This window comes from Microbacterium sp. (assembly GCF_047972865.1).
GTDB lineage: Bacteria > Actinomycetota > Actinomycetes > Actinomycetales > Microbacteriaceae > Microbacterium.
Genome location: NZ_JBKEAY010000214.1, coordinates 1 through 19,422 on the forward strand (window position 1 = coordinate 1; position 19,422 = coordinate 19,422).

The window sequence follows — 19,422 nt, forward strand, 5'->3', positions numbered from 1 at the left end:
TGTGATCGTGGGTGATGAACAGCAAAGCGGGGGTGCCGGGTGCTGACGTGTAGCGCTCAAGCACGTCGAGGATGCGTTTCTGAGTGACGACGTCCAGCGCCGACGTGGGCTCGTCGGCGACAAGCACCCCGGTGGCGCACGCCATCGCGATCGCGATGCACACTCGCTGGCGCTGCCCGCCCGACAGCTCCCCGGAGTAGCGGTCCAGCAGTCGCGCGGCGCGGGGCAGACCGACCGAATCCGCGAGCTCGTGCGCGGCCTCGCCGGCATCGCGCCGACTCATTCCCCGGTGGCGGCGCAGCGGCTCAGTCAGCTGATCGCGCAGTCGCACCGTCGGGTTGAGGGCGACGGACGAGTCCTGGAACACGGCGGCAACGCGCGCCGCGGAGGGGCGCGCCGACGGGGGCACGTTCAGCACCTCGGTGCCGTCGATGCGGACGCTGCCGGTCGCGACCGCGCGAGCGGGCAGGATGCCGAGGACAGCCGCTGCGGTGAGCGACTTTCCGGAGCCCGAGGCTCCCACCAGAGCCACGCGCTCTCCGCCGTCGACCCTGAACGACGACCCGCACACGATCGGTCGCCCGCCGATCCGCACCCACAGGTCCTCGACGGCCAGGCGCGCCTCCGCCGTCACGTACGGCCCAGACTCACGGACAGCGGGCGGGGGCGAGTAGTCACGAATTAACGATAACCATTATCGATGCTCCGAGACCACTCGTGGCGGCATCCCCCTCAGCGGGTGCGCCCTGCCCATGCCGCACCGGCGCGGTTCGCGATGCGCGACAGCAGGGGCCCCGCCGCTGCGGCGCACAGCAGCATGAGGGCGGTCAGCGCCAGCCATGCCGTCGCGGCGGTGGCGTGAGGCTCCTGTGCGGACTCGAGCAGAGCGCCGATGGGCACTGAGCCCAGCAGCACGATCAGCCCGCCGGCCGAGGCGACAATGCCCATGTGCGCGCCGAGGTGTTGCTCTCGCGCCAACACCGCGACCGCATCGCGGCTGCGTGGTCCCACGATCATCGCTCCCAGGTGCAGCAGCACGACGAACGCGATCTTGGGAGCGGCCCCGAGCAGTCCGGGTGGCGAAGGGAACCAGGCCACGGCGGCAATGGTCGCGAACCCGAGCGCAGTGACGGCATAGCCGAGTTGGAACACCCGCCGCACCGAGAGGCGATCGACCAACCGCGTCACCGCTGTCTGGCCGAGGATGACACACGCTGAGGCGAGGAGAAAATACCACGTGATGCTCGCTGGATCGTCGCCGCTGCGAGCCAGTTCGACCGGCAGTGCCAGGTACATCTGGTTGTAGGCCAGCAACAGTCCGCCGTTCAGCGCCGCGAACGTCACAAAGTCGCGGTTGCGCAGGGCGGCGGTGAGCGCCCGCCGGGTGGAGGACGGCGCACCAACCCGCAGTCCGCGAGGCAGCCAGATCACGTGGGCGATCCCGATGACGACGAAGACCCCCGCCGCGATCAGACACATCACCGAAAAGGGGACGAACGCGACCAGTCCGCCCAGGACGGGCCCGACGGCCGATCCGGCTTGCGAGGCGACCGCCTGCACGCTCAGCGTCTCGGTGCGGCGTGGGCCGCCGTCGCGCTCAAGCGTGCCCGCCAGCCCGGCGATGGCCGACTCTGAGGCAGGGGAGAACAGCGCGGCAGCGAATCCGATCAGCACGACCGCGAGCAGCACCAGCGGCAGGCTCTGTGCGAACGCCAGTGTGAGGAAGCCCGCGACGCGGGTGGCTCCACCGGCGAGCACGACGGGCGTGATGCCGAACCGGTCCGCGAGCGCACCCCCGACGAAGAACAGACCCTGCTGTGAGAAGGTGCGTACGCCGAGCACGAAGCCCACCATCGCGCCGCCGAGGAGCAGATCGTCCTCCAGGTAGGCAGCGAGAAAGGGCACGACGAGGTAGAAACCGACGTTGAAAGCGAACTGCGACAGGACCAGAACCTTCAGCGGCCCGGTGAGACGCCGGAAGATCGTCACGTCCGTCATCCTGCGGAAGGCCCTCGCTTTATGAGATCGATTCTCAGTAGCTTATGGCCTGTGGCAGGGCGGTGTGGGCTCAGGGCTGTGCGTGGGCGAGGGCGCGAAGCCGCTGAGCGCTTATTCGTCGGCGACGATTGCGGCAGATCTGGCGATCTCGTTGCCGGTCGTGGCCACGTTTGGGGCGTTGGGGTTAGGCGAGGTTGTCGTCGGGGCCGGGGTGATTTCACCCGGTCCCGCACCACCCGCGTCAACGGAGCAAACTCTTCCTCGCGCTTCTTCGCCCGATCCGATACTTTCACCGTGACGTCTCCGACTGCACCGTGATGCACAGCGACATGCGCGGTCGGATTGCTGACCGAGGTACATCGTCGACCCTTGCGGGGCGCGCGTCCTATCCGGCAGCAACCGGCCCGACGAACTCAACTGGGCAGACCCGCCCTTGGAGTCCGGTCGTGCTGTCCACGCTGCGCAGTCGTATGACGGTGTGCCCGATGCTGCCGCCGTAGGTTCCGCGCCACCATGCCAGGGCCAGCACCGTGGCCGCTATGGCGGAAACGGCCCAGATCCAGGCCGTCGTGGAGGGCAGCGTGAGCACGATGCCCCGCGACAGCAGCGTCGCCGCCCGCGATGGATCCGCTGTCCCCAGATTTCCCCCCACCATGCGCTCCACCCGCCTGCCTGCGCACCGCCCCGGCCGGCGGCCCGGGCCAGCGGGGTCGTGGGTCGCGGGGTGGTTAGCTGCGGCCGCCGTAGTCGGCGGCGATCGCAGCGGCGGTGTCGTGGAGGCGGGGTACCAGGCCGGTTTCGACGGATGTCCCGCGCAATTGAGACGCGTGCAGCGAGATGTTCAGCGCGGCGAGGGTGTGCGGCCCGCGCCGCACCGGCACCGCCAAACCCCGAAGACCGTCGTCGAGTTCCTGTGAGACCAGGCTCCAGCCCTGACGCCGCACACGCTCGATCTCCTCGGTCAGTTGCGCCGCCGTGGCGATCGTGTGGTCGGTGAACGGTGTCACCGTCACCCGGCCGAGGAGATCGCTGCGGGCATCGTCGGGGAGCGCCGCGATGAGCACCCGGCCCATCGAGGTCGCCCACGCCGGCAGCCGGCGCCCCACGTTCACCGTGACCGAGTGCAGCCGTGGCGCGGCGACGCGTGCGATGTAGACCGCCTCATCACGATCCAGCACGCTCAGGGTCGCTGACTCATCGAGCGAGTGCGCCAGCTGCTCCAGGTGCGGGTGGGCGACCTTCGGCAGGTCGAGCCCGGCGAGAAACCCCGCCCCGAAATCGAGCACCCGCGGCGTCAGCTCGAAGGTCGACCCGTCGGTCGTGAGATAGCCGAGGTCGACGAGAGTCAGCACGAACCGGCGCGCGGCGGCCCGCGTGATTCCGGTCGCCTCGGCCACCTCCGTCACCGACAGACGCGGCGCGGATGCCGAGAACGCGAGCAAGACCGCGAGGGACTTCTCCGTCGACTTCACGAAGTACGACGAGCCCCGCTCAGGTGTGCTCACACGCCGCCTTCCGTTCGCTCTCGTGACGGCCGCCGCCGCGCGGTCTCGTATTGAGCCGCCAGCCGGACTGCGGCGTTCGGAGCGCCGAACCCTTCGTACCCGTCCCGCCGCTCGACGACCTCGAAGAACACCCTGCCGACCGTCGCCGTGTAGAAGTGGAGGAACGCGCCGCCGTCGTCGCGGTCATACAGCAGATCCAGGTCGCGGAGCACCTCGATGTCGGTGTCGGCGAGCGGAAACCGGGCAGCGAGGTCGTCGTAGTAGTTCTGCGGCACCGGCAGGAACCGCATCCCGGCCGCGCGGGCTCGGCGGGCAACCGCGACGATGTCGTCGGTGCGCAACGCGACGTGCTCGGGGTACCCGCTGCCGCCGAGCGTCTGCGGCACGATGTTCACCGCCAGCCGCACGGCGCGATCGGCGGTCTCCAACACCTGACTGCGCACCAGGCCCACCGGGCTGGGTACCTCGGTCGCCGGCCGCGACACCAACTGCAGCACCGATTCGGCGAACAGCACCGACTCATCGAAGGCGTCCCAGGGTTGGGCGAGGTTCAGGTGGTCGATCGACCGGATGAGACCGGCATCCGTTGTGGCGGGGTCGGCGAACTCCGCCTGCCACGCCGGCTCGGCTGCAGCCGGACTGAAGAATACTTCAAGGCCCCGGGGGGCGCGTACCCCCGGAAGAGGCTGCTCGTCGGCGGTGTGATGCCGCGGTACGGCGACCGCTTTCAACGCGGTCGCGCGCCGGACGGTCGCGGCGGGATCGGGAAACTGCAGACCGAACCCGCTGAGCGAGGTGCCCGAGACCCTGGGCCCGGAGTTGAGTACGATGCGCGCCGCGCCCTGTGTCCACAACTGCACCGGCTTACGGCGATGTTGACCACGGAACGCGAAACCGAGTTGGTCGAGCAACTGCCCCACCGTATCGGGGTCGTCGGTGTGCACTTCGGCGAAGTCGAGGCCGCGGGCGGGAGCGGCCTCGGGCAACGTCGACAGGGTCATACGGGCGGAAGCCGAGGGATCGCGCGCGATGAGCGCGGCGGTGCGGTCCTGCAGCCAGATCAGGGAGCGCAGCGCATCTCGCGCGGTCGCGTCGACATCGGACTGGCGGAAGGTGTCGTTGAAGATCTCCAGCGACACCGCGCCGTCGTAACCGCCGCGCACCAGATGGCCCATGAAACCGGGCAGGTCGAACCCTCCCTGCCCCGGGAAAAGTCGGTGGTGCCGGCTCCACGACAGCACATCCATCGCGAGGACCGGGGCATCGGCCAACTGCACGAGGAAGATCTTCTCGGGGTCGATCTGAGTGATCCCGGCGGGGTCGTCCCCGCGGGAGAGGATGTGGAAACTGTCCAGGCAGGTGCCCACCGCCGGGTGGTCGGCGAGGTCGACGATGCGCTGGGCATGTCGGTAGGTGTTCACGTACGCCCCCCAGGCGAGCGCCTCGTACGCGATGCGCGCCCCGTAGCGTTGCGCGAGATCGCCGGTACGACGCAGCTGCGCGGCGAGCACCTCGTCGTCGCGGACGGTGAGGGTGGCGACGTTCGAGCACACCAGCATCGTGTCGATGCCGAGCCGGTTCATGAGGCGGAACTTCGCCTCGGCCCGTGCGAGGTTGTGCGCGAACCGGTCGTCTGCGACCCCGTCGAGGTCCCGGAACGGCTGGTACAGGTCGAGGGTGAGCCCGCGCCGTTCGGCCAGTGCGCGCACCTCCTCGGGCGACATCGGTGAGACGACGAGGTCCTGCTCGAAGATCTCGACCCCGTCGAAGCCGGCATCGGCGCACGCATGCAGTTTCTCTTCGAGCGTCCCCGACAGGCACACCGTCGCGATCGAGGTGCGCATCAGCGGCCTGCGTCGATCATGTCCAGGAAGTGCGCCCGCATCCGGTCGGCGTCGGCGGTGAGGCCGGTGAACAGCGCGAACGATTCGGCGGCCTGGCCTACGGCCATGCGTCCGCCGTCGAGAGTGCGGCATCCACGCGCCTGCGCGGCGCGCAGCAGTGCGGTCTCGACGGGGCGGTAGATCACGTCGGCGACCCACTGGTTCGGGGTGAGGATGCTGGGATCGAACGGTGTGCCCGGGTGATGGTGCATGCCGATCGGGGTGCACTGCACGATGCCGGTCGCGTCGGCGGCGGCGCGGGCGATGGCATCGGCATCCGCCGACGTGGCCGACACCTCGGCGCGGGGAAAGTTGTCCCTCAGGGTGAGGGCGAGCGCGGCGGCGCGGTCGGCGTCGAGGTCGGCGATGTGCAGGTGGGCGGCACCGCTTTGCAGGGTCGCGTAGGCGACCGCCGCCCCTGCCCCGCCCGCACCCACCTGCAGGACCCGGGTGAGGTCGGCGCCGGGCAGTCCGGCGCGCACCGCGGCGGCAAACCCCGTGAAGTCGGTGTTGTGGCCGACGAGGCGGCCGTCAACGATGACGACGGTGTTGGCCGCACCCAGCCGATCGACATCGTCCGACCACTCGTCGAGGTGACCGAGTACCACCTGCTTGCACGGGTGGGTGATGTTGAACCCGGTGAAGCCGAGGTCGCGTCCGGCGCGCAGCAGATCTCCGACGCCGTCCGCGGTGCGCCCGATCCGGCCGATGTCGATGGGGCGATAGAGATAGCGCAGCCCGTGGTGGTCGGCCTCGCGCTCGTGCATGGGAGGGGTCAGGGATGGATCGACGCCGTCCCCGATGAGCCCGATCAACGACGATTCCCGAGTGCTGCTCACGATGCCCGCTCCCTCGCTCCCCACACGTGTCGGTTCACGCGTGAGAGTAGTGTACGCAATTCGCGCAATTGTGCGCATAGCGCGCAATATTGGCATCCGCACGACCGGATCCCGGTCACGGAACCGGCCGACGGAACGCGCCTGGAGCCGACCCGGCGCCGCCGGATACGGTGACGCCGGAGGCAAGCGATGGCGGACGCGACGACGGACGGATGGGACCGCACGGTCGACCTGCTGGTGCTGGGAACCGGGGCGTCGGGACTGTCGGCCGCGGTGACGGCGGCATCCGGCGGTCTGGACGTGCTGGTTCTCGAGACGACGGAATATCTGGGCGGCACCACGGCGTACTCCGCAGGGACCGCATGGATTCCGGGCAATCACCCCCCGGAGTCCGACGAAGACCGTGCCACCGCGCAGCGGTACCTGGACGAGCTCGTCGGCGACCGCGCCCCGCGCATCCTGCGCGAGACCTACCTGGCGCGCGGACCCGAGACGCTGGAGTTCTACCGCCGCCTCGGGTTGCGGTTTCTGCACTCAGCGTCGGTCGTGGACTACCACCCCGAGCGGCCCGGTGCCGGCGTGGGGCGTGCCTGGGAACCGGAGCCCTTCGACGGCCGGCGACTGGGGCGGGAGAAGTTCCGCCGGGTCCGCCCGCCCGTCCCCGAGTTCGCGTTGTTCGGCGGGACCCTGATGGTGCGCCGCGTCGAAGTGACCCGCCTCCTCGACCTGTTCCGCGGGTCACCGGGCGCCGCCGCACTCGCACTCCGGCTCGGCGCGCGGTGGGCACGGGATCGCCTCACCTGGCCGCGGGGCACACGCCTGACCATGGGGAACGCCCTGGTCGCGCACCTGTACCACCTGCTCACCCGCGCCGGGGGACGGGTGGCGTTCAGCGCCACCACGACCGAACTCATCGCCTCCCGCGGCACCGTGACAGGCGCCATCGTCGGGATCGGCGGACGAGACCTACGCATCCGCGCACGACACGGCGTGGTCCTCGCCGGTGGCGGGTTCCCCGCAGGCGAGCAATGGCGGCGACGCCACTTGCCGACACCGACCGCGCACGCCACGCGCGCCGCTGACGGCTCGACCGGGTCCACTCTCGAGCTGGGGCTGGCAGTCGGTGGTGTGCTCGGCCCGGATCACGAGGACAACGCCCTGTGGTTCCCCGCCTCGCTCGGCCGTCGCCGCGACGGTTCCCGCGTGGTCTTTCCGCACATCTGGGACCGCGCGAAACCCGGCATCGTCGCCGTCGCCGAGTCAGGACGCCGGTTCGTCGACGAGTCGGTCTCCTACCACCGCTTCGTGCGCGCCATGTATGCGGCCACCGCTGCTGGCGAGACGGCGATCCCGGCCTGGCTGATCCTCGACTCGGCCACGCTCCGCGCCCACGGGCTCGGCATGATCCGACCGCACACCCCCGGTCCGGCGTTGCGCCGCTACGTCCGCGACGGCTACATCCGGCGTGCCCGCACCCTGACGGCGCTCGCCGAGCAGATCGGAGTGGACTCGGGCGGGCTGCACGACACCGTGGTGCGCGCCAACCGATCGGCGATCACCGGCATCGACGTCGAGTTCGGCAAGGGCACCAGCCCGTTCGGGCGGCAGTACGGCGACCCCCGGCACGGACCGAACCCCAACCTGGGGCCGATCGCCACGCCGCCGTTCTACGCGCTTCCCGTCGTGCCGACGCCGCTCGCGACGGCGCGGGGGCTCCGCACCGACGCGGACGCGCGGGTGCACGACGGGCACGGGCAGCCGGTGCCCGGTCTGTACGCGGTCGGCAACGATGCCGACTCGCCGATGGCCGCCGAATACCCCGGTGCCGGATGCCAGGTCGGAGCGGGACTGATCTTCGGTCACCTCGCGGGGCTCGACGCCGCGCGCGGGGCTGCCGCAACGACGGAGGGATGACGATGACGCAACCGGTGTGGGCGGGCCGTTTCGACGGCCGGGTGATGCTGATCACGGGGGCGCTCGGGGGACTGGGGTCGGCCGCCGCGGCCAGGCTCGAGGCGGAGGGCGCGACCGTCGTGCGCACCGACCTGAAGGTGGCCGCCGACGACCTGGCCGCGCCGGCGCCCCGGGTGGCGCTGGATGTCACCGAGCCCCACAGCTGGTCCGGCGTCGTCGACACCCTGCTCGCGCGTTTCGGCCGCATCGACGGACTCCTGATGTGCCACGGTGCGCAGGGGCCGGAAGCGCCGGTCGGGCAAGTACCGGTCGACGGTTGGCAGCGCACACTCGACATCAACCTCACCGGCTGCTTCCTCGGACTTCGTGCCGTGGTGCCGGCCATGACGGCCGCCGGTTACGGCCGGATCGCCGTGCTCGCCTCGATCGCGGGCCGGGAGGGCAACGAGAACATGGCGGCCTACTCGGCGGCCAAAGCCGGCGTCATCGCCCTGGTCAAATCGGTGGCGAAAGAGACAGCGACGGCGTCGATCACCGTTAACGCGGTCGTCCCGGCCCTCATGCAGACGCCGTTGCTCGATCACCTCAGCCCGGAACGCAATGCGATGCTGCTGGAGCGCATCCCGATGGGCCGCACTGGAACCCCCGCCGAGTTTGCGGCGATGGCGGCATGGTTGCTCTCCGCCGAGTGCAGCTTCACGACCGGTCAGGGGATCGACCTGTCCGGCGGGCGCTATACCGGCTGAGCCTGGCGGGCCAGCATCCGGTCGAGGGCGCGGATGCCGAGCTCGTAGCCGAAGATCCCGGCGCCGGCGATGACGGCGTCGGTGACCGTCGACATCAGGGAATCGCGGTGAGCCGCGTCGCGGGCGTGGATGTTGGTGATGTGCACTTCGACGATCGGCATGGAGAGGATCTTGATGGCATCCAGCAGTGGGACCGAGCGGAACGACAACCCAGCCGGGTTCAAGACGACGCCGGCTCGGTCCCGGTAGGCGTCGTGCAGCCAGTCGATCAGCTGGAACTCCGCGTTGGACTGTTCGAAACGCAGCTCGTGGCCGAGTTCGGCGGCGACGCGGGCGCATCCCTCCCGGGCGTCCTCGAGCGTGTCGGTGCCGTACAACTCCGGCTCACGCACCCCCAACATGTTCAGGTTGGGTCCGTTCAACACGTAGATGGCCGACACTGCTCGTCTCCTTTGCGACTTCGATGGGTTTGCGACTTCGATGGGTTCTGCGTGGTGCGCCGCCGTTGACGTTCCACTGGCCGGTGCGGGGCCCGCATTGTACGGACCCCGCACCGCGCGTGTCAGTTTCCGGACTGCTCGCGGATGGTGGTGTAGAGGTCGAGCGACTCGCCCGTGTAGTAGCCCGAGAAGTAGTCCTCCGCCTTGCTGCGGAACGCGGCGAGGTCGATCTCGTCCTCCTCGACGACGGTCATGTCGGGGTTGTCGCGGTACTGGGCCAGCAGGTCCTCGGTGTCTTTGTTGACGCAGTCGAGAACCTCACCGCGCAGCTCCTTGACGGTCGAGGTCAGCAGCTCCTTCTGCTGGTCGTTCATCTGGTCGAGTGTCTTGTTCGAGACGGTCACCCAGTGCAGCGAGTACTGGTGGTTGTTGAGGTTGAAGGTGTTGACGATCTCGTCGTAGCTGGCGGTGTGGCTCCCCGGGATCGGGTTCTCCTGACCCTTGACGATGCCCTGCTGCAGCGCGAGGTAGAGCTCCTCGTACGACACCGTGACCGCGTTGGCCCCCATCGCCTCCGCATTGGCGAGGTACTGCGGGGTGTCGGGGAAGCGGATCGGCACCGAGGCGAGGTCTTCGGGGGAGCGGATCTCGGCATCCACCGTCGAGAACGTGCGTACCCCGTAGAGCCAGGCATCGATGGCCGTCGTCCCCGACGCGGCCTCCCAGTTGGCCTTCAACTCGTCGCCGTCGGGGCCGTCCAGGAAGGTGAACAGGGCGTCGACGCTGTCCCACGCGTAGGCGGCTTCGACGACACCCATCGGCTCGTAGATCGTGGCGAGGTTGCCCGACCCGAGCAGGTCGACGTCTTCGTCGCCGGCCTGCAGGCTCGCCAGCCGCTCGGTGTCGGGGCCGAGCTGGCTGTTGGGGAACAGCTCCACGGTGAGCCCGATGTCGGCTGCCTCCAGCCGCTCCTTGAGCAGCTCCACGCCGCAGTAGTAGTTCGGCTGGGTCTCGGGCTGGCTGGTGGCGACGCGGAGGGTGACGTTCCCGTCACCGCTGTCTCCGCCCGTGCCGCCTCCGCCGCCCGAGCATCCCGCGACGAGGATGCCGACGGCGGGAACGGCGAGCGCAAGGGCCAGAGTGGGTTTGCGTTGCATTGCTTGTCTCCTTTGGTGAAGAGGCGGCGAGCGGTGTCGCCAGGGTCAGAACCCGAGGGCTCTGGGCAGGAACATCACGAGATCGGGGAACAGCGTCACCAGGATCAACGCGAGCACCAGGGGAATGAGGAAGGGCATGATGCCCTTGAAGACGACGTCCACGGGTTTGCCGGTCACCGAGCTGGTGACGTACAGCACGCTGCCCACCGGTGGGGTCAGCAGACCCAGCATCAGGTTCATGATCATGATCACGCCGAAGTGGATCGGGTCGATACCGAACTCCATCGCCACCGGCAGCAGCACCGGAACGGTCACCAGGATGATGGCAGTCGCGTCGATCACCATGCCGAGCAGGATGAACAGCACATTCACCATCAGCAGGAACAGCAGCGGGTTGTCGGTCATGCCGGTCAGCAGCGACGCCACCGACTCGCTGACACGCGCCCGCGACAGGATCAGTCCGAGGACGGCGGCCGCACCCAGGATCAGCATGATCCCCCCGGTGATCACCGCGGTCTCCTTCAGCGCGGTCCAGATGAGGTTGAACCGCAGCGTCCGGTAGAACAGGCCGAGGATCAGCATCCACAGCGCCGCGACGGCCGCCGCTTCGGTGGGCGTGAACAGGCCGAACAGGATGCCGCCGAGGATGATCAGCGGGGTGCCCAGCGGGCCGAGGACGTTCAGCGTGGCCTTGCCGAAACGGCGCGCGTCGAAGGGCACCGAGGTGAACTCGGGCCGTCGCGCGGTCCAGATCACGATGTAGACGATCAGGCCAACGGCCATGAGGATCGCCGGGATCACCGAGGCCGCGAACAACGCGCCGGTGGACACGGTCGCCACCGCGGCGAAGATGACCGCGGGGATCGATGGCGGCATGATTGGGGCGATCAGCGACGACGCAGCCGTGAGGCCGGATGCGAACCCGTACGGGTAACCGGCGCGGATCATCGCGGGGATCTGGATCTTGCCGAGCCCCGCGACGTCGGCCAACGCCGAGCCGCTCATCCACGAGAAGCCGACGGCGGTGCCGACGTTCACGTAGGCGAGGTTGCCGCGTACTCGCGACAGGCCCGCGAGGCAGAACTCGAAGAGGCGATCGGCGATGCCGAGTTTGTTGGCGAGCACCCCGACAAAGATGAACAGCGGCACGGCCAGCAGCGGGAAGCTGTTCACCCCGTTGAAGGCGGTCGACAGCGTGTATCCCGAGGACAGCCCGGTGCTGGTCGCGTAGATGAGGCAGGGGCCGAGGAAGGCGAGTCCCACCGGGACGCGGATGGCCAGCAGAACGACGATCGAGATCGCGAGAACGGCGAGTTCCATGAGTGATCAGCCTTCCTCGTCAGGGTCGACGGGTGTGTCGTGATGCCCGGCGACGAAGATGCGCCAGATCGCACGGGCCGTGCCCGAGGTGAACCCGAGGGCCGGGATGATGTAGAAGATTCCGACCGGGACCTTGGTGACGGTCGCCGCCCGTGACCAGTACTGCCCGACGAGTTGGAACGCCTCCCAGGCCAGCGCCGCGCAGATGATCGCTGTCAGTAGCGCCGCGATCATCTTGACGACGATGAACGCGCGGCCCTTCACGACGTAGTCGATGACCTGGATGGTGATGTGACCGTTCCGGCCGATCAGGTACCCCACCATGACGAACGTCAGCGAGACGAGCCCGTAGCGGGCCAGTTCGCCGGCGCCGGGCCAGTTCGTGGCCGGTACGTACCGGCCCAGGATCTGCCACAGCACCATGATGAAGATCATCGCCACGCACAGGCAGGCGATCGTGATCTCGACCCTACTCAGCCAGCGGAACAACCGCGGCTCCTCCTTGGCCGGCTTGAGGCGATGGCCCGCGGCATCGCGGATCGCGCTGGTGTCGGTGGGTTCGATGGGTGCGTCGTCGGTGCTCAACGGATCCCCTCCTCGACCGGTGACGCGTGCGTGACGCGGTACGGTGCGGCGTGCCTGGGCATGATGACCTCACTGTCGGTGACGTGGAGCAACGCTGCTGCCACTTTCTGGGCTGAGTGAGTTTCGCGTGCGTGCGTTCGGCGGCGCAACGAGCGAATCACTCAGTGGAACAGTGGGCTCGAAGATAGGTGGAATGGTTGCCCCGTCGCGGGCACCGACGCATACTGACCGAATGAGGGCCGCTCAATGGAACGAGCCGGTGTCCGTGTTGGACCGCATCCTCGCCATCATCGATGTGCTCGGGGAGGACGGCTCGGCGTTGTGCATCGCCGAGATCGCCGACCGCACCGGACTGCCGAAGTCGACGGCGTCGCGGTTGATCGCGCAGATGGTCGAGAAGCGCTATCTCACGCGCACACCGGTGGGGGTCGCGCTGGGGCTGCGCATGTTCGAACTCGGTGCGCGGGCCAATCTGCCGCGCCGACTGCGGGCCGTCGCCCACCCGGTGCTGACAGATCTGCACCGCGCGGTCGGCGAGCGGGTCGTGCTCGCCGTACGCCTCGGCTCGGAGATGCTGAAGATCGCCTCGGTACAGGGCCGGATGGATGTCGGTGCGCTCCGAGTGCCGGCGACGACCGCTGCCACCGGCAAGGCCTGGCTCGCCTACGACGAGGTCGGTGCCGTCACCGATTCGTTGCGCGCAGAACTCGACGACGTTCGGGCGACCTCGTTCTCGTTCGACCGGGAGGAGACCTTCCCCGGACTCACCGCGGTCGGGTCGCCGGTGCTGAGCCCCGCGCGCACGCCGATCGCGGCGGTCGCGATCAGCGGACCCACCGGACTGATGGACCCGGCCCGCACCGCCCCGCTGGTCGGGGCGGCCGCGGTGGCGCTGTCCCGACGTTTCGCGGCGCTGAGGTGAAGTGATGCGCACCGCGGAATGGACCGACTCGGTCAGCGTTCTCGACCGGGTCACGGCGATCCTCGATGCCATCGGCGCCGACGACCGTGGCATCGGCATCAGCGAACTGTCGCGGCGCGCGAACCTCCCCAAATCCACGGTCTCGCGAATCGTCGCCGACCTCGTGAAGCGGCGTTACCTGGAACGGGACGGCAACAGCATCCATCTCGGGTTCCGTCTGTTCGAACTGGGTCAACTCGCCGAACATCCGCGCGAACTGCGGGAAGCGGCGTTGCCGATCATGGCCGACCTGCGCAGCGCGTCCGGCGAAGCCGTGCACCTGTCGGTGCTGGAGGGGGGATCGATCGTGGTGCTGGCGGCGTTGCGCGGCGGTGCCGCAACGAGCCCGCCGGTGCGGGTCGGGGAACGTCTTCCAGCGGCCGCGACGGCGTCGGGAAAGGCGCTGCTGGCGCACACGACCCCGGAGATGGTCGATGCGCTGATGGCGTCGGCCCGCCCGGAGGTCGCTTCTGCGGCGGCCGACACCGCCGCACTCCGGCAGGAGCTCGTCGCGACTCGTCAGACCGGGGTCGCAACCGCCCGCGACGACCGGGCCGGACCCGGGCTCGTGGCCGTGGCCAGTCCGGTCCTATCCGATCGGGGTGAACCGCTTGCGGCCATCGCCGTGTCGGGGGTGCTCGACACCAACCGCGTGGCTCCCGCGGTGCGCACCGCAGCGCTGACGCTCTCGCGGCGGATGGGGGCCCGACAACGGCCGGCATCCGGTTCGGCCACAGCCGACCACTGAGCGGGACAACCGTTGAGCGCGAGCGCGCCGCGGTCGACAATCGTGGCCGTGCGGGCCACGATGCCGTGGTCGCGCCGCCGGAGCCCAGCGAACACATAAGGAGCCGACATGGCATCCCCTAGCGGTTTCCCGCACGTCCCCGGACGTGTCCGGGTGGGCATCATCGGATGCGGACTCATCGCGATCAACCATGTCGCCGCGTTGCGCACCGTCGCCGACGCCGATGTGGTCGCGGTCGCCGACGTCGATGCCGCCCGTGCCGAGCAATTCGCAGCGACCCACGACGTGCCGCTGGCGTTCGGCGATATCGATGCGCTGTTCGGCGCCGACATCGTCGATGCGGTCATGGTCTGCACGCCGCATCCGGCACACGAGGCCGGCGTTCTGGCCGCAGCGGCGCACGGGGTGCATGTGATGTGCGAGAAGCCGATCGCGGTCACGCTGGAGTCGGCCGATCGGATGATCCGCGCGTGTGACGAGGCGGGGGTCGTCTTCGGGGCCATCTACCAGCGGCGGCTGTGGCCCGCCGCGCAGCAGATCCGCGCCGCGCTCGACGCCGGAACGCTCGGCCGCCCCATCTCCGCCCAGCTCACCGCGCGTTTCCACCGCGACGCCGATTACTACGCGGAGCCGTGGCGCGGTCGCTGGGACACCGAGGGCGGCGGGGTGCTCGTCACCCAGACAAGTCACCACATCGACCTGTTGCAGTGGCTCATGGACAGCGACGTGACCCGCGTCACCGGTCGCTACGCGACGCTCGCGCACGGCGACATCATCGAGGTGGAAGACACCGCCGCGGCGATCGTGGAGTTCACCTCCGGTGCGTTGGCCACCGTGCACGTGTCGACCACATTCACCCCCGGGCTCGGTGCTCAGCTGTGGTTCACCGACGCGCAGGGTCGCACCGCCGGGCTGCGCGAATTTCCGGAGGGCGTCGGTCTCGCCGACGAGTGGACCGTCCCGGGAGTCGAGACGTTCGCGAACCCGTACCAGCAGGGCGCGTTCGACGTACCCCTCAGCGAGATCCATCGCGAACTCACCCGCTTCCACACCCTGCAGATCGCCGACTTCATCGCGGCGTTGCGGGAGCAGCGCGCCCCCGTCGTCACGGGACGCGACGCCCGTCGATCACTGGCGATCATTGCGGCGCTGTACGAGTCGTCGCGTACCGGTCGCACCGTCGACGTCACCGTGCCGGAGCAGGTGCGATGAAGCGGGTGCTGGCGACGGTGAGCCTCAGCGGCACATTGCGCGGCAAGCTCGAAGCCGCCGCAGCCGCCGGATTCGACGGCGTCGAGATCGCCGAGGGCGACCTGGCGGCCTCACCGTTGCGGGCCGAAGACGTCGCGGCGCTGGTCGCCGACCTGGGCATGACGGTCGAGATGTACCAGCCACTCCGCGATGTCGAGGGTGTCGCGGACGAAGCGCTGCCCGCTGTGCTTGCCCGTATCGACCGGGCACTGGATTTGACCGGGCGGTTGGGCGGCACGCGGCTGCAGATCGCCTCCAACGTCGAGACCGCGGTCTCTGGCGACATCGCTCGCACCGCCGACCAGTTGCGTCTCGTCGCCGAGGCAGCCGCCGACCGCCGGATGACAGTCGCGTGGGAACCGATCGCCTGGGCCCGCTACCTGCGTCTGCATGCGCAGGGGCGCGACGTGGTCGCCGCCGTCGACCATCCGGCACTGGGGCTGTGCCTGGACCTGTTCCACTTCGCCGCCGGAGGCGAGGACGCCGCCGTGCTGCGCAGCATCCCGGCATCCCGCATCGAGTACGTCCAGCTCAATGACCTGCCGCGGATGGACGGGGATCTGCTCGCGATCAGCCGGGTGCATCGGCTCTTGCCCGGGCAGGGCGACGCGGATGTCGACGGGTACGTCCGGGAGTTGCGGGCCACCGGGTACGACGGGCCCGTCTCGATCGAGGCGTTCGACGAGCGGGCGCGGCTGGGGACCCCCGAACGGGTGGCGCGGGTGGCTGCGCTGTCGCTGGAGACGGTGTTTCGCGATGCGTCGCGGGCAGCCGCGGTGCCGATCGCGGGCGTCGCGCGGGTCGAGGTGCCACCGGCGACCGTCGCTGCGCTGCGCGCGATCGGGGTCGCGACGGATGCCGTCGTGGCCGGTGGCACGGACCGGATCGGCCGGGTCGGGTGGGCCGCCGGGGGCGCCGAGGCGGGCGTCTCGGTGGCACGCGGGCGCGAACTCGCGGCGCTGAGCCCGGTCACCGCTGAGGTGGTCGAGGAGGCCGCGGACCCCGGCATCCTCACCGTCACGCTCGCCACAGACCAGATCGATGAGCCCGTGCTGTATGCGCGGCGCGCGCTCGGGCTGAGCGTCGAGCGGGGCGCGCAGGTAGCCGGCGCCCGCTCGCCGATGCGTCCTCTGCTCGCCCGCGACGGTGACGCCGTGCGCCTGCGGATCGACCACGCCGATGCCGGTGTGGGGCCCGCCGTCGACGGCATCACCTTGGTCGTCGACGACCTGGATGCCGTCGCCGCCCGCGCCCGCGAAGCGGGGTTGTCTCTGGTGGTTCCGGCCGGGTATTACGACACTCTGCGGGTGCGCAACGCGCTGTCCGATGACCTGCTCGACGCCCTGGAGTGGGCGCGGCTGACGATCGACGTCGACGGCGGTGGGGTGCGCCGCCTCACCGTCCCCACTCCCGGCGTGATCATCGAGCTGGTCGACCGCGTCGTGGCCGGCCCGGTCGCCGAAGTGGATGCTGCGACCCTGCGCCACGTGCGCAACACCCCCTGACGCCCCGCCACTGCCGCCCCGACCCGCTGAGGTTGCGCAAACTGCTGTCGCGCTCCGCGTGTCGACCGCAGTTTGCGCAATCTCGCCACGGGTGCTGGGCACGGGGGCGGAGGCTCGGGGCGGTGGGACGCGGAACCGGGGCTAGAACTCTTCGTGGGTGTTGGAGTCGCGGATGCGCTGCTCGCCAGCGTCGTCGGCGTCGAGGGCGTCGAGCGCGGCCACCAGCTCGGGCTGCAGCGGCGGCAGGTGGATCGCGGCGAGGTTCTCACGCTGGCGGGCGGGGTCGGCTGACTTCACCACCGGAACGATGCCGTGCGCGCGGTGCCAGCGCAGGATGAGCTGACCCACCGTGCAGCCGGCGCTCGCGGCGGCGTCGACGATGACGGGGTTCTGTAGCAGCGGTCCGCCGCGCCCGAGCGGACTCCACGCCTGCGGCACGATGCCGTGCGCGCGGAGGGTGTCGCGCAGGGCGCGGCGCTGGATGGTGGGATCCAGCTCGATCTGGTCCACGGCGGGGACCAGGCCCGTCTCCGAGATCAGGTGCTCGATGTGCTCGACGCGGAAGTTCGACACTCCGATCGAGCGGATCAGCCCCTCACCGGCCAGCTGCGCCATCAGCTCGAACGCCCGCGGGTACAGGTTCAGCCGCGGCAGCGGCCAGTGGATGAGATAGAGGTCGACGTAGTCGAGGCCGAGCGCGGCGAGGCTTCGCTCCAGCGCGGGCCGCACGTCGCCGTGGTCGGAGCCGCGCAGCTTCGTGGTCACGAACAGCTCGGCTCGGTCGACCCCCGAGTGGAGGATGCCGCGGCCCACCGCTTCTTCGTTGCCGTAGCGCGCCGCGGTGTCGATCTGGCGGTAGCCGCACGCGATGCCGACGAGCACCGCAGCCTCGGCGTCGCCGTCGGTGAGCGGCCAGGTCCCCAGTCCGATGGCGGGCATGACGTGACCGGAGCGGAGAGTGACGGTGTCGCTGACCATGACGAACATCTTGCCGCGTTCTGGCCGCGGCGCGGGCCGTGTTCCACTCGCCGGTTGGGCGTCAGAGCGCGCGGCTCAGCGCCACGCTCAGCACCGCGGTGGCGGCCAGCAGCGCCGTCATGAGGATGACGGCCGCCAACGCGGTGAGCGCGATCGCGCTCTCGTGCTTCAGGCTCTCGCCCGCGCCCAGAGTCCGGCTGATCCGGGTGAGTCGGCGCTGCGCTCCCACCCACACGATGACCGCGACGGCAATGCCGCAGCATCCCGGAATCACCCACCACGCACTGTTCAGCACCGCCGGAAGCAGCCGCAGCGACACCAGCGACCCGAGACCGAACGCCAGCGCGGTACGTCGCCACGCCAGTTCGGTGCGCTCGGGCTGCAGGCCGGGATCGAAGCGAGGCGACGTCACCGTCACACTCCCGCACGCAGGATGCTGAGTACCACCAGCACCCCGGCGGCCACCACCGCGATCCCGACGGCGGGGGCCAGCAGCGACCCGGGCAGCGGATTGCCGGTGCGCATCGCGCGCTCGGTGCGGGCCCAGCCGATCCACCCGAGTATGGGCGTCAGCGTCCCCGCCGCGATCAGCACGAGGGATGCCGCCAACCGCAACCCCGGGTTCAAGTCCAGGCCCAGCAGTTCCAGCGCGATACCGCCGGCGATGAGCGCGAGCGCGGTGCGCAGCCACGCCAGGAAGGTGCGCTCGTTGGCGAGGGTGAACCGCGGGTCGGGTTCGTCGCCGTGGCGGTACACGTAGCCGGGGAATCGTGACATCACCGGTGAGTCTACGACGATGCCCGCCCGCGTAAACGCCCGGGGTGGGCACGCATGGCGGCATTGCGACACGCCGAACACCTCCGGCGCGGCCTCACGGGGGTTCGGGCGGTACGGCGCTATCGTATGTGCTGTTCGTCGACCGGGTGGCGCGACGAGCCGATCCGGTCGGATCCCGCGGCCGGCGAAACCATCGTGGGGACAAGTCCGCTACCCGCGTGCCACGAATAGGAGCACACATGCGAAAGTACATCGTCGAGTTTATCGGCACCTTCTTCCTCGTCTTCACGGTCGTCGCGACCGTGCTCGCCGCCCAGCCGCTCGCGCCGCTGGCGATTGGCGCATCGCTCATGGTGATGATCTACGCCGGAGGCCACATCTCCGGCGCTCACTTCAACCCGGCCGTCTCCCTCGCCGCCTTCGTGCGCGGCGCGCTGTCGGCCGGTGACCTCGTCGCCTATTGGATCGCGCAGCTGGTCGCGGGCCTGGTGGCGGCGCTGCTGGCCTCGTACGCGGTATCGCCGCTGGTGGAGAGCACCGGTGCGGCCGCGACGTTCGGCGGTGACCTCATCTTCCCGGCGCTGCTGGTGGAGTTCCTCTTCACGTTCGCGCTGGTGTGGGTAGTACTCAACTCCGCGACCAGCAAAGACACCGACGGCAACTCGTTTTATGGCCTGGCCATCGGTTTCACCGTCGTGGTCGGTGCGATCGCGGTGGGCCGCATCTCGGGTGGAGCGTTCAACCCGGCGGTCGCGTTCGGCGGTTCGTTCGTGAACGTGTTCGCGTGGGGCAACATCTGGATCTACCTGGTCGCC

At 69.7% G+C, this 19,422-nt stretch carries 20 protein-coding genes; 7 read left to right on the plus strand and 13 right to left on the minus strand.

Translation table 11 applies throughout. The annotated features are described in order from the left end of the window. From ACK5KK_RS12935 to ACK5KK_RS12960, 6 genes are all read right to left on the minus strand, one after another. Positions 1-634: ATP-binding cassette domain-containing protein (locus ACK5KK_RS12935; RefSeq protein ID WP_416890494.1), on the minus strand; the 634-nt coding region annotated here is incomplete at its 3' end. Positions 635-732: 98 nt separating this feature from the next. Further along, positions 733-1,989, minus strand: coding sequence for an MFS transporter (locus ACK5KK_RS12940; protein WP_416890495.1), 1,257 nt, complete (start codon positions 1,987-1,989; stop codon positions 733-735). A 394-nt stretch (positions 1,990-2,383) separates the two neighbouring features. Further along, positions 2,384-2,653, minus strand: a complete 270-nt coding sequence (locus tag ACK5KK_RS12945) for a hypothetical protein (protein WP_416890496.1) — start codon at positions 2,651-2,653, stop codon at positions 2,384-2,386. A gap of 73 nt (positions 2,654-2,726) precedes the next feature. Then, positions 2,727-3,503 (minus strand): IclR family transcriptional regulator domain-containing protein, encoded by a 777-nt coding sequence (locus tag ACK5KK_RS12950; RefSeq protein ID WP_416890497.1) that lies wholly within the window; start codon positions 3,501-3,503, stop codon positions 2,727-2,729. Further along, positions 3,500-5,347, minus strand: a complete 1,848-nt coding sequence (locus tag ACK5KK_RS12955) for a TIM barrel protein (protein WP_416890498.1) — start codon at positions 5,345-5,347, stop codon at positions 3,500-3,502. Before ACK5KK_RS12955 ends, ACK5KK_RS12950 begins: the two co-directional genes overlap by 4 nt. After that, complete coding sequence (locus ACK5KK_RS12960; protein WP_416890499.1) at positions 5,347-6,225, minus strand: shikimate dehydrogenase; 879 nt, start codon at positions 6,223-6,225, stop codon at positions 5,347-5,349. Before ACK5KK_RS12960 ends, ACK5KK_RS12955 begins: the two co-directional genes overlap by 1 nt. Positions 6,226-6,414: 189 nt before the next feature. Between ACK5KK_RS12960 and ACK5KK_RS12965 the strand changes: the two genes are divergently transcribed. Continuing rightward, positions 6,415-8,139: an FAD-dependent oxidoreductase gene (locus tag ACK5KK_RS12965; protein WP_416890500.1), complete on the plus strand. Its 1,725-nt coding sequence runs from the start codon at positions 6,415-6,417 to the stop codon at positions 8,137-8,139. Beyond that, entirely contained in the window at positions 8,136-8,885 is a 750-nt protein-coding gene (locus ACK5KK_RS12970; protein ID WP_416890501.1) for an SDR family NAD(P)-dependent oxidoreductase, read from the plus strand. The genes ACK5KK_RS12965 and ACK5KK_RS12970 overlap by 4 nt, the downstream gene beginning before the upstream one ends. On the opposite strand, the gene ACK5KK_RS12975 is transcribed toward ACK5KK_RS12970, so the two are convergent. The 4 genes from ACK5KK_RS12975 to ACK5KK_RS12990 all read right to left on the minus strand — a co-directional run bounded on the left by ACK5KK_RS12975 (position 8,873) and on the right by ACK5KK_RS12990 (position 12,387). Beyond that, entirely contained in the window at positions 8,873-9,325 is a 453-nt protein-coding gene (locus ACK5KK_RS12975; protein ID WP_416890502.1) for a type II 3-dehydroquinate dehydratase, read from the minus strand. The two genes, ACK5KK_RS12970 and ACK5KK_RS12975, sit on opposite strands and share 13 nt — an antisense overlap. Before the next feature lie 122 nt (positions 9,326-9,447). After that, positions 9,448-10,482: a TRAP transporter substrate-binding protein DctP gene (gene dctP / locus ACK5KK_RS12980; protein WP_416890503.1), complete on the minus strand. Its 1,035-nt coding sequence runs from the start codon at positions 10,480-10,482 to the stop codon at positions 9,448-9,450. Between the two features lie 45 nt (positions 10,483-10,527). Beyond that, on the minus strand, positions 10,528-11,802 hold the full coding sequence (locus ACK5KK_RS12985; protein ID WP_416890504.1) for a TRAP transporter large permease: 1,275 nt from the start codon (positions 11,800-11,802) through the stop codon (positions 10,528-10,530). A gap of 6 nt (positions 11,803-11,808) precedes the next feature. After that, on the minus strand, positions 11,809-12,387 hold the full coding sequence (locus ACK5KK_RS12990) for a TRAP transporter small permease (protein WP_416890505.1): 579 nt from the start codon (positions 12,385-12,387) through the stop codon (positions 11,809-11,811). A gap of 232 nt (positions 12,388-12,619) precedes the next feature. Here ACK5KK_RS12990 and ACK5KK_RS12995 point away from each other — a divergent pair, with 232 nt between their 5' ends. The 4 genes from ACK5KK_RS12995 to ACK5KK_RS13010 all read left to right on the plus strand — a co-directional run bounded on the left by ACK5KK_RS12995 (position 12,620) and on the right by ACK5KK_RS13010 (position 16,852). After that, positions 12,620-13,309: an IclR family transcriptional regulator gene (locus tag ACK5KK_RS12995; protein WP_416890506.1), complete on the plus strand. Its 690-nt coding sequence runs from the start codon at positions 12,620-12,622 to the stop codon at positions 13,307-13,309. Positions 13,310-13,313: 4 nt separating this feature from the next. After that, positions 13,314-14,096, plus strand: coding sequence for an IclR family transcriptional regulator (locus ACK5KK_RS13000; RefSeq protein WP_416890507.1), 783 nt, complete (start codon positions 13,314-13,316; stop codon positions 14,094-14,096). A gap of 108 nt (positions 14,097-14,204) precedes the next feature. After that, on the plus strand, positions 14,205-15,308 hold the full coding sequence (locus ACK5KK_RS13005) for a Gfo/Idh/MocA family protein (protein WP_416890508.1): 1,104 nt from the start codon (positions 14,205-14,207) through the stop codon (positions 15,306-15,308). After that, complete coding sequence (locus ACK5KK_RS13010) at positions 15,305-16,852, plus strand: TIM barrel protein (protein WP_416890509.1); 1,548 nt, start codon at positions 15,305-15,307, stop codon at positions 16,850-16,852. The genes ACK5KK_RS13005 and ACK5KK_RS13010 overlap by 4 nt, the downstream gene beginning before the upstream one ends. A gap of 141 nt (positions 16,853-16,993) precedes the next feature. Here ACK5KK_RS13010 and ACK5KK_RS13015 read toward each other — a convergent pair whose 3' ends face one another. The 3 genes from ACK5KK_RS13015 to ACK5KK_RS13025 form a co-directional block, all read right to left on the minus strand. Beyond that, entirely contained in the window at positions 16,994-17,830 is an 837-nt protein-coding gene (locus tag ACK5KK_RS13015; protein ID WP_416890510.1) for an aldo/keto reductase, read from the minus strand. Between the two features lie 61 nt (positions 17,831-17,891). Beyond that, a complete protein-coding gene (locus ACK5KK_RS13020) occupies positions 17,892-18,242 on the minus strand; it encodes a DUF202 domain-containing protein (RefSeq protein ID WP_416890511.1) in 351 nt (116 codons plus the stop codon). 2 nt (positions 18,243-18,244) lie between these two features. Then, the gene (locus ACK5KK_RS13025; RefSeq protein WP_416890512.1) at positions 18,245-18,607 is read right to left on the minus strand and encodes a YidH family protein; all 363 of its coding nucleotides are present in this window, start codon (positions 18,605-18,607) and stop codon (positions 18,245-18,247) included. A gap of 239 nt (positions 18,608-18,846) precedes the next feature. On the opposite strand from ACK5KK_RS13025, the gene ACK5KK_RS13030 reads away from it, so the two are divergent. Continuing rightward, on the plus strand, positions 18,847-19,422 hold a 576-nt coding region (locus ACK5KK_RS13030), incomplete at its 3' end, for an MIP/aquaporin family protein (protein ID WP_416890513.1).

Bases quoted from the DNA above. Each gene is read 5' to 3' on its own strand.
- ACK5KK_RS12945 (WP_416890496.1), bottom strand. From the start codon at position 2,653: ATGGTGGGGGGAAATCTGGGGACAGCGGATCCATCGCGGGCGGCGACG.
- ACK5KK_RS12955 (WP_416890498.1), bottom strand. From the start codon at position 5,347: ATGCGCACCTCGATCGCGACGGTGTGCCTGTCGGGGACGCTCGAAGAG.
- ACK5KK_RS12965 (WP_416890500.1), top strand. From the start codon at position 6,415: ATGGCGGACGCGACGACGGACGGATGGGACCGCACGGTCGACCTGCTG.
- ACK5KK_RS12970 (WP_416890501.1), top strand. From the start codon at position 8,136: ATGACGATGACGCAACCGGTGTGGGCGGGCCGTTTCGACGGCCGGGTG.
- dctP (WP_416890503.1), bottom strand. From the start codon at position 10,482: ATGCAACGCAAACCCACTCTGGCCCTTGCGCTCGCCGTTCCCGCCGTC.
- ACK5KK_RS12985 (WP_416890504.1), bottom strand. From the start codon at position 11,802: ATGGAACTCGCCGTTCTCGCGATCTCGATCGTCGTTCTGCTGGCCATC.
- ACK5KK_RS12995 (WP_416890506.1), top strand. From the start codon at position 12,620: ATGAGGGCCGCTCAATGGAACGAGCCGGTGTCCGTGTTGGACCGCATC.
- ACK5KK_RS13000 (WP_416890507.1), top strand. From the start codon at position 13,314: ATGCGCACCGCGGAATGGACCGACTCGGTCAGCGTTCTCGACCGGGTC.
- ACK5KK_RS13005 (WP_416890508.1), top strand. From the start codon at position 14,205: ATGGCATCCCCTAGCGGTTTCCCGCACGTCCCCGGACGTGTCCGGGTG.
- ACK5KK_RS13010 (WP_416890509.1), top strand. From the start codon at position 15,305: ATGAAGCGGGTGCTGGCGACGGTGAGCCTCAGCGGCACATTGCGCGGC.
- ACK5KK_RS13015 (WP_416890510.1), bottom strand. From the start codon at position 17,830: ATGGTCAGCGACACCGTCACTCTCCGCTCCGGTCACGTCATGCCCGCC.
- ACK5KK_RS13025 (WP_416890512.1), bottom strand. From the start codon at position 18,607: ATGTCACGATTCCCCGGCTACGTGTACCGCCACGGCGACGAACCCGAC.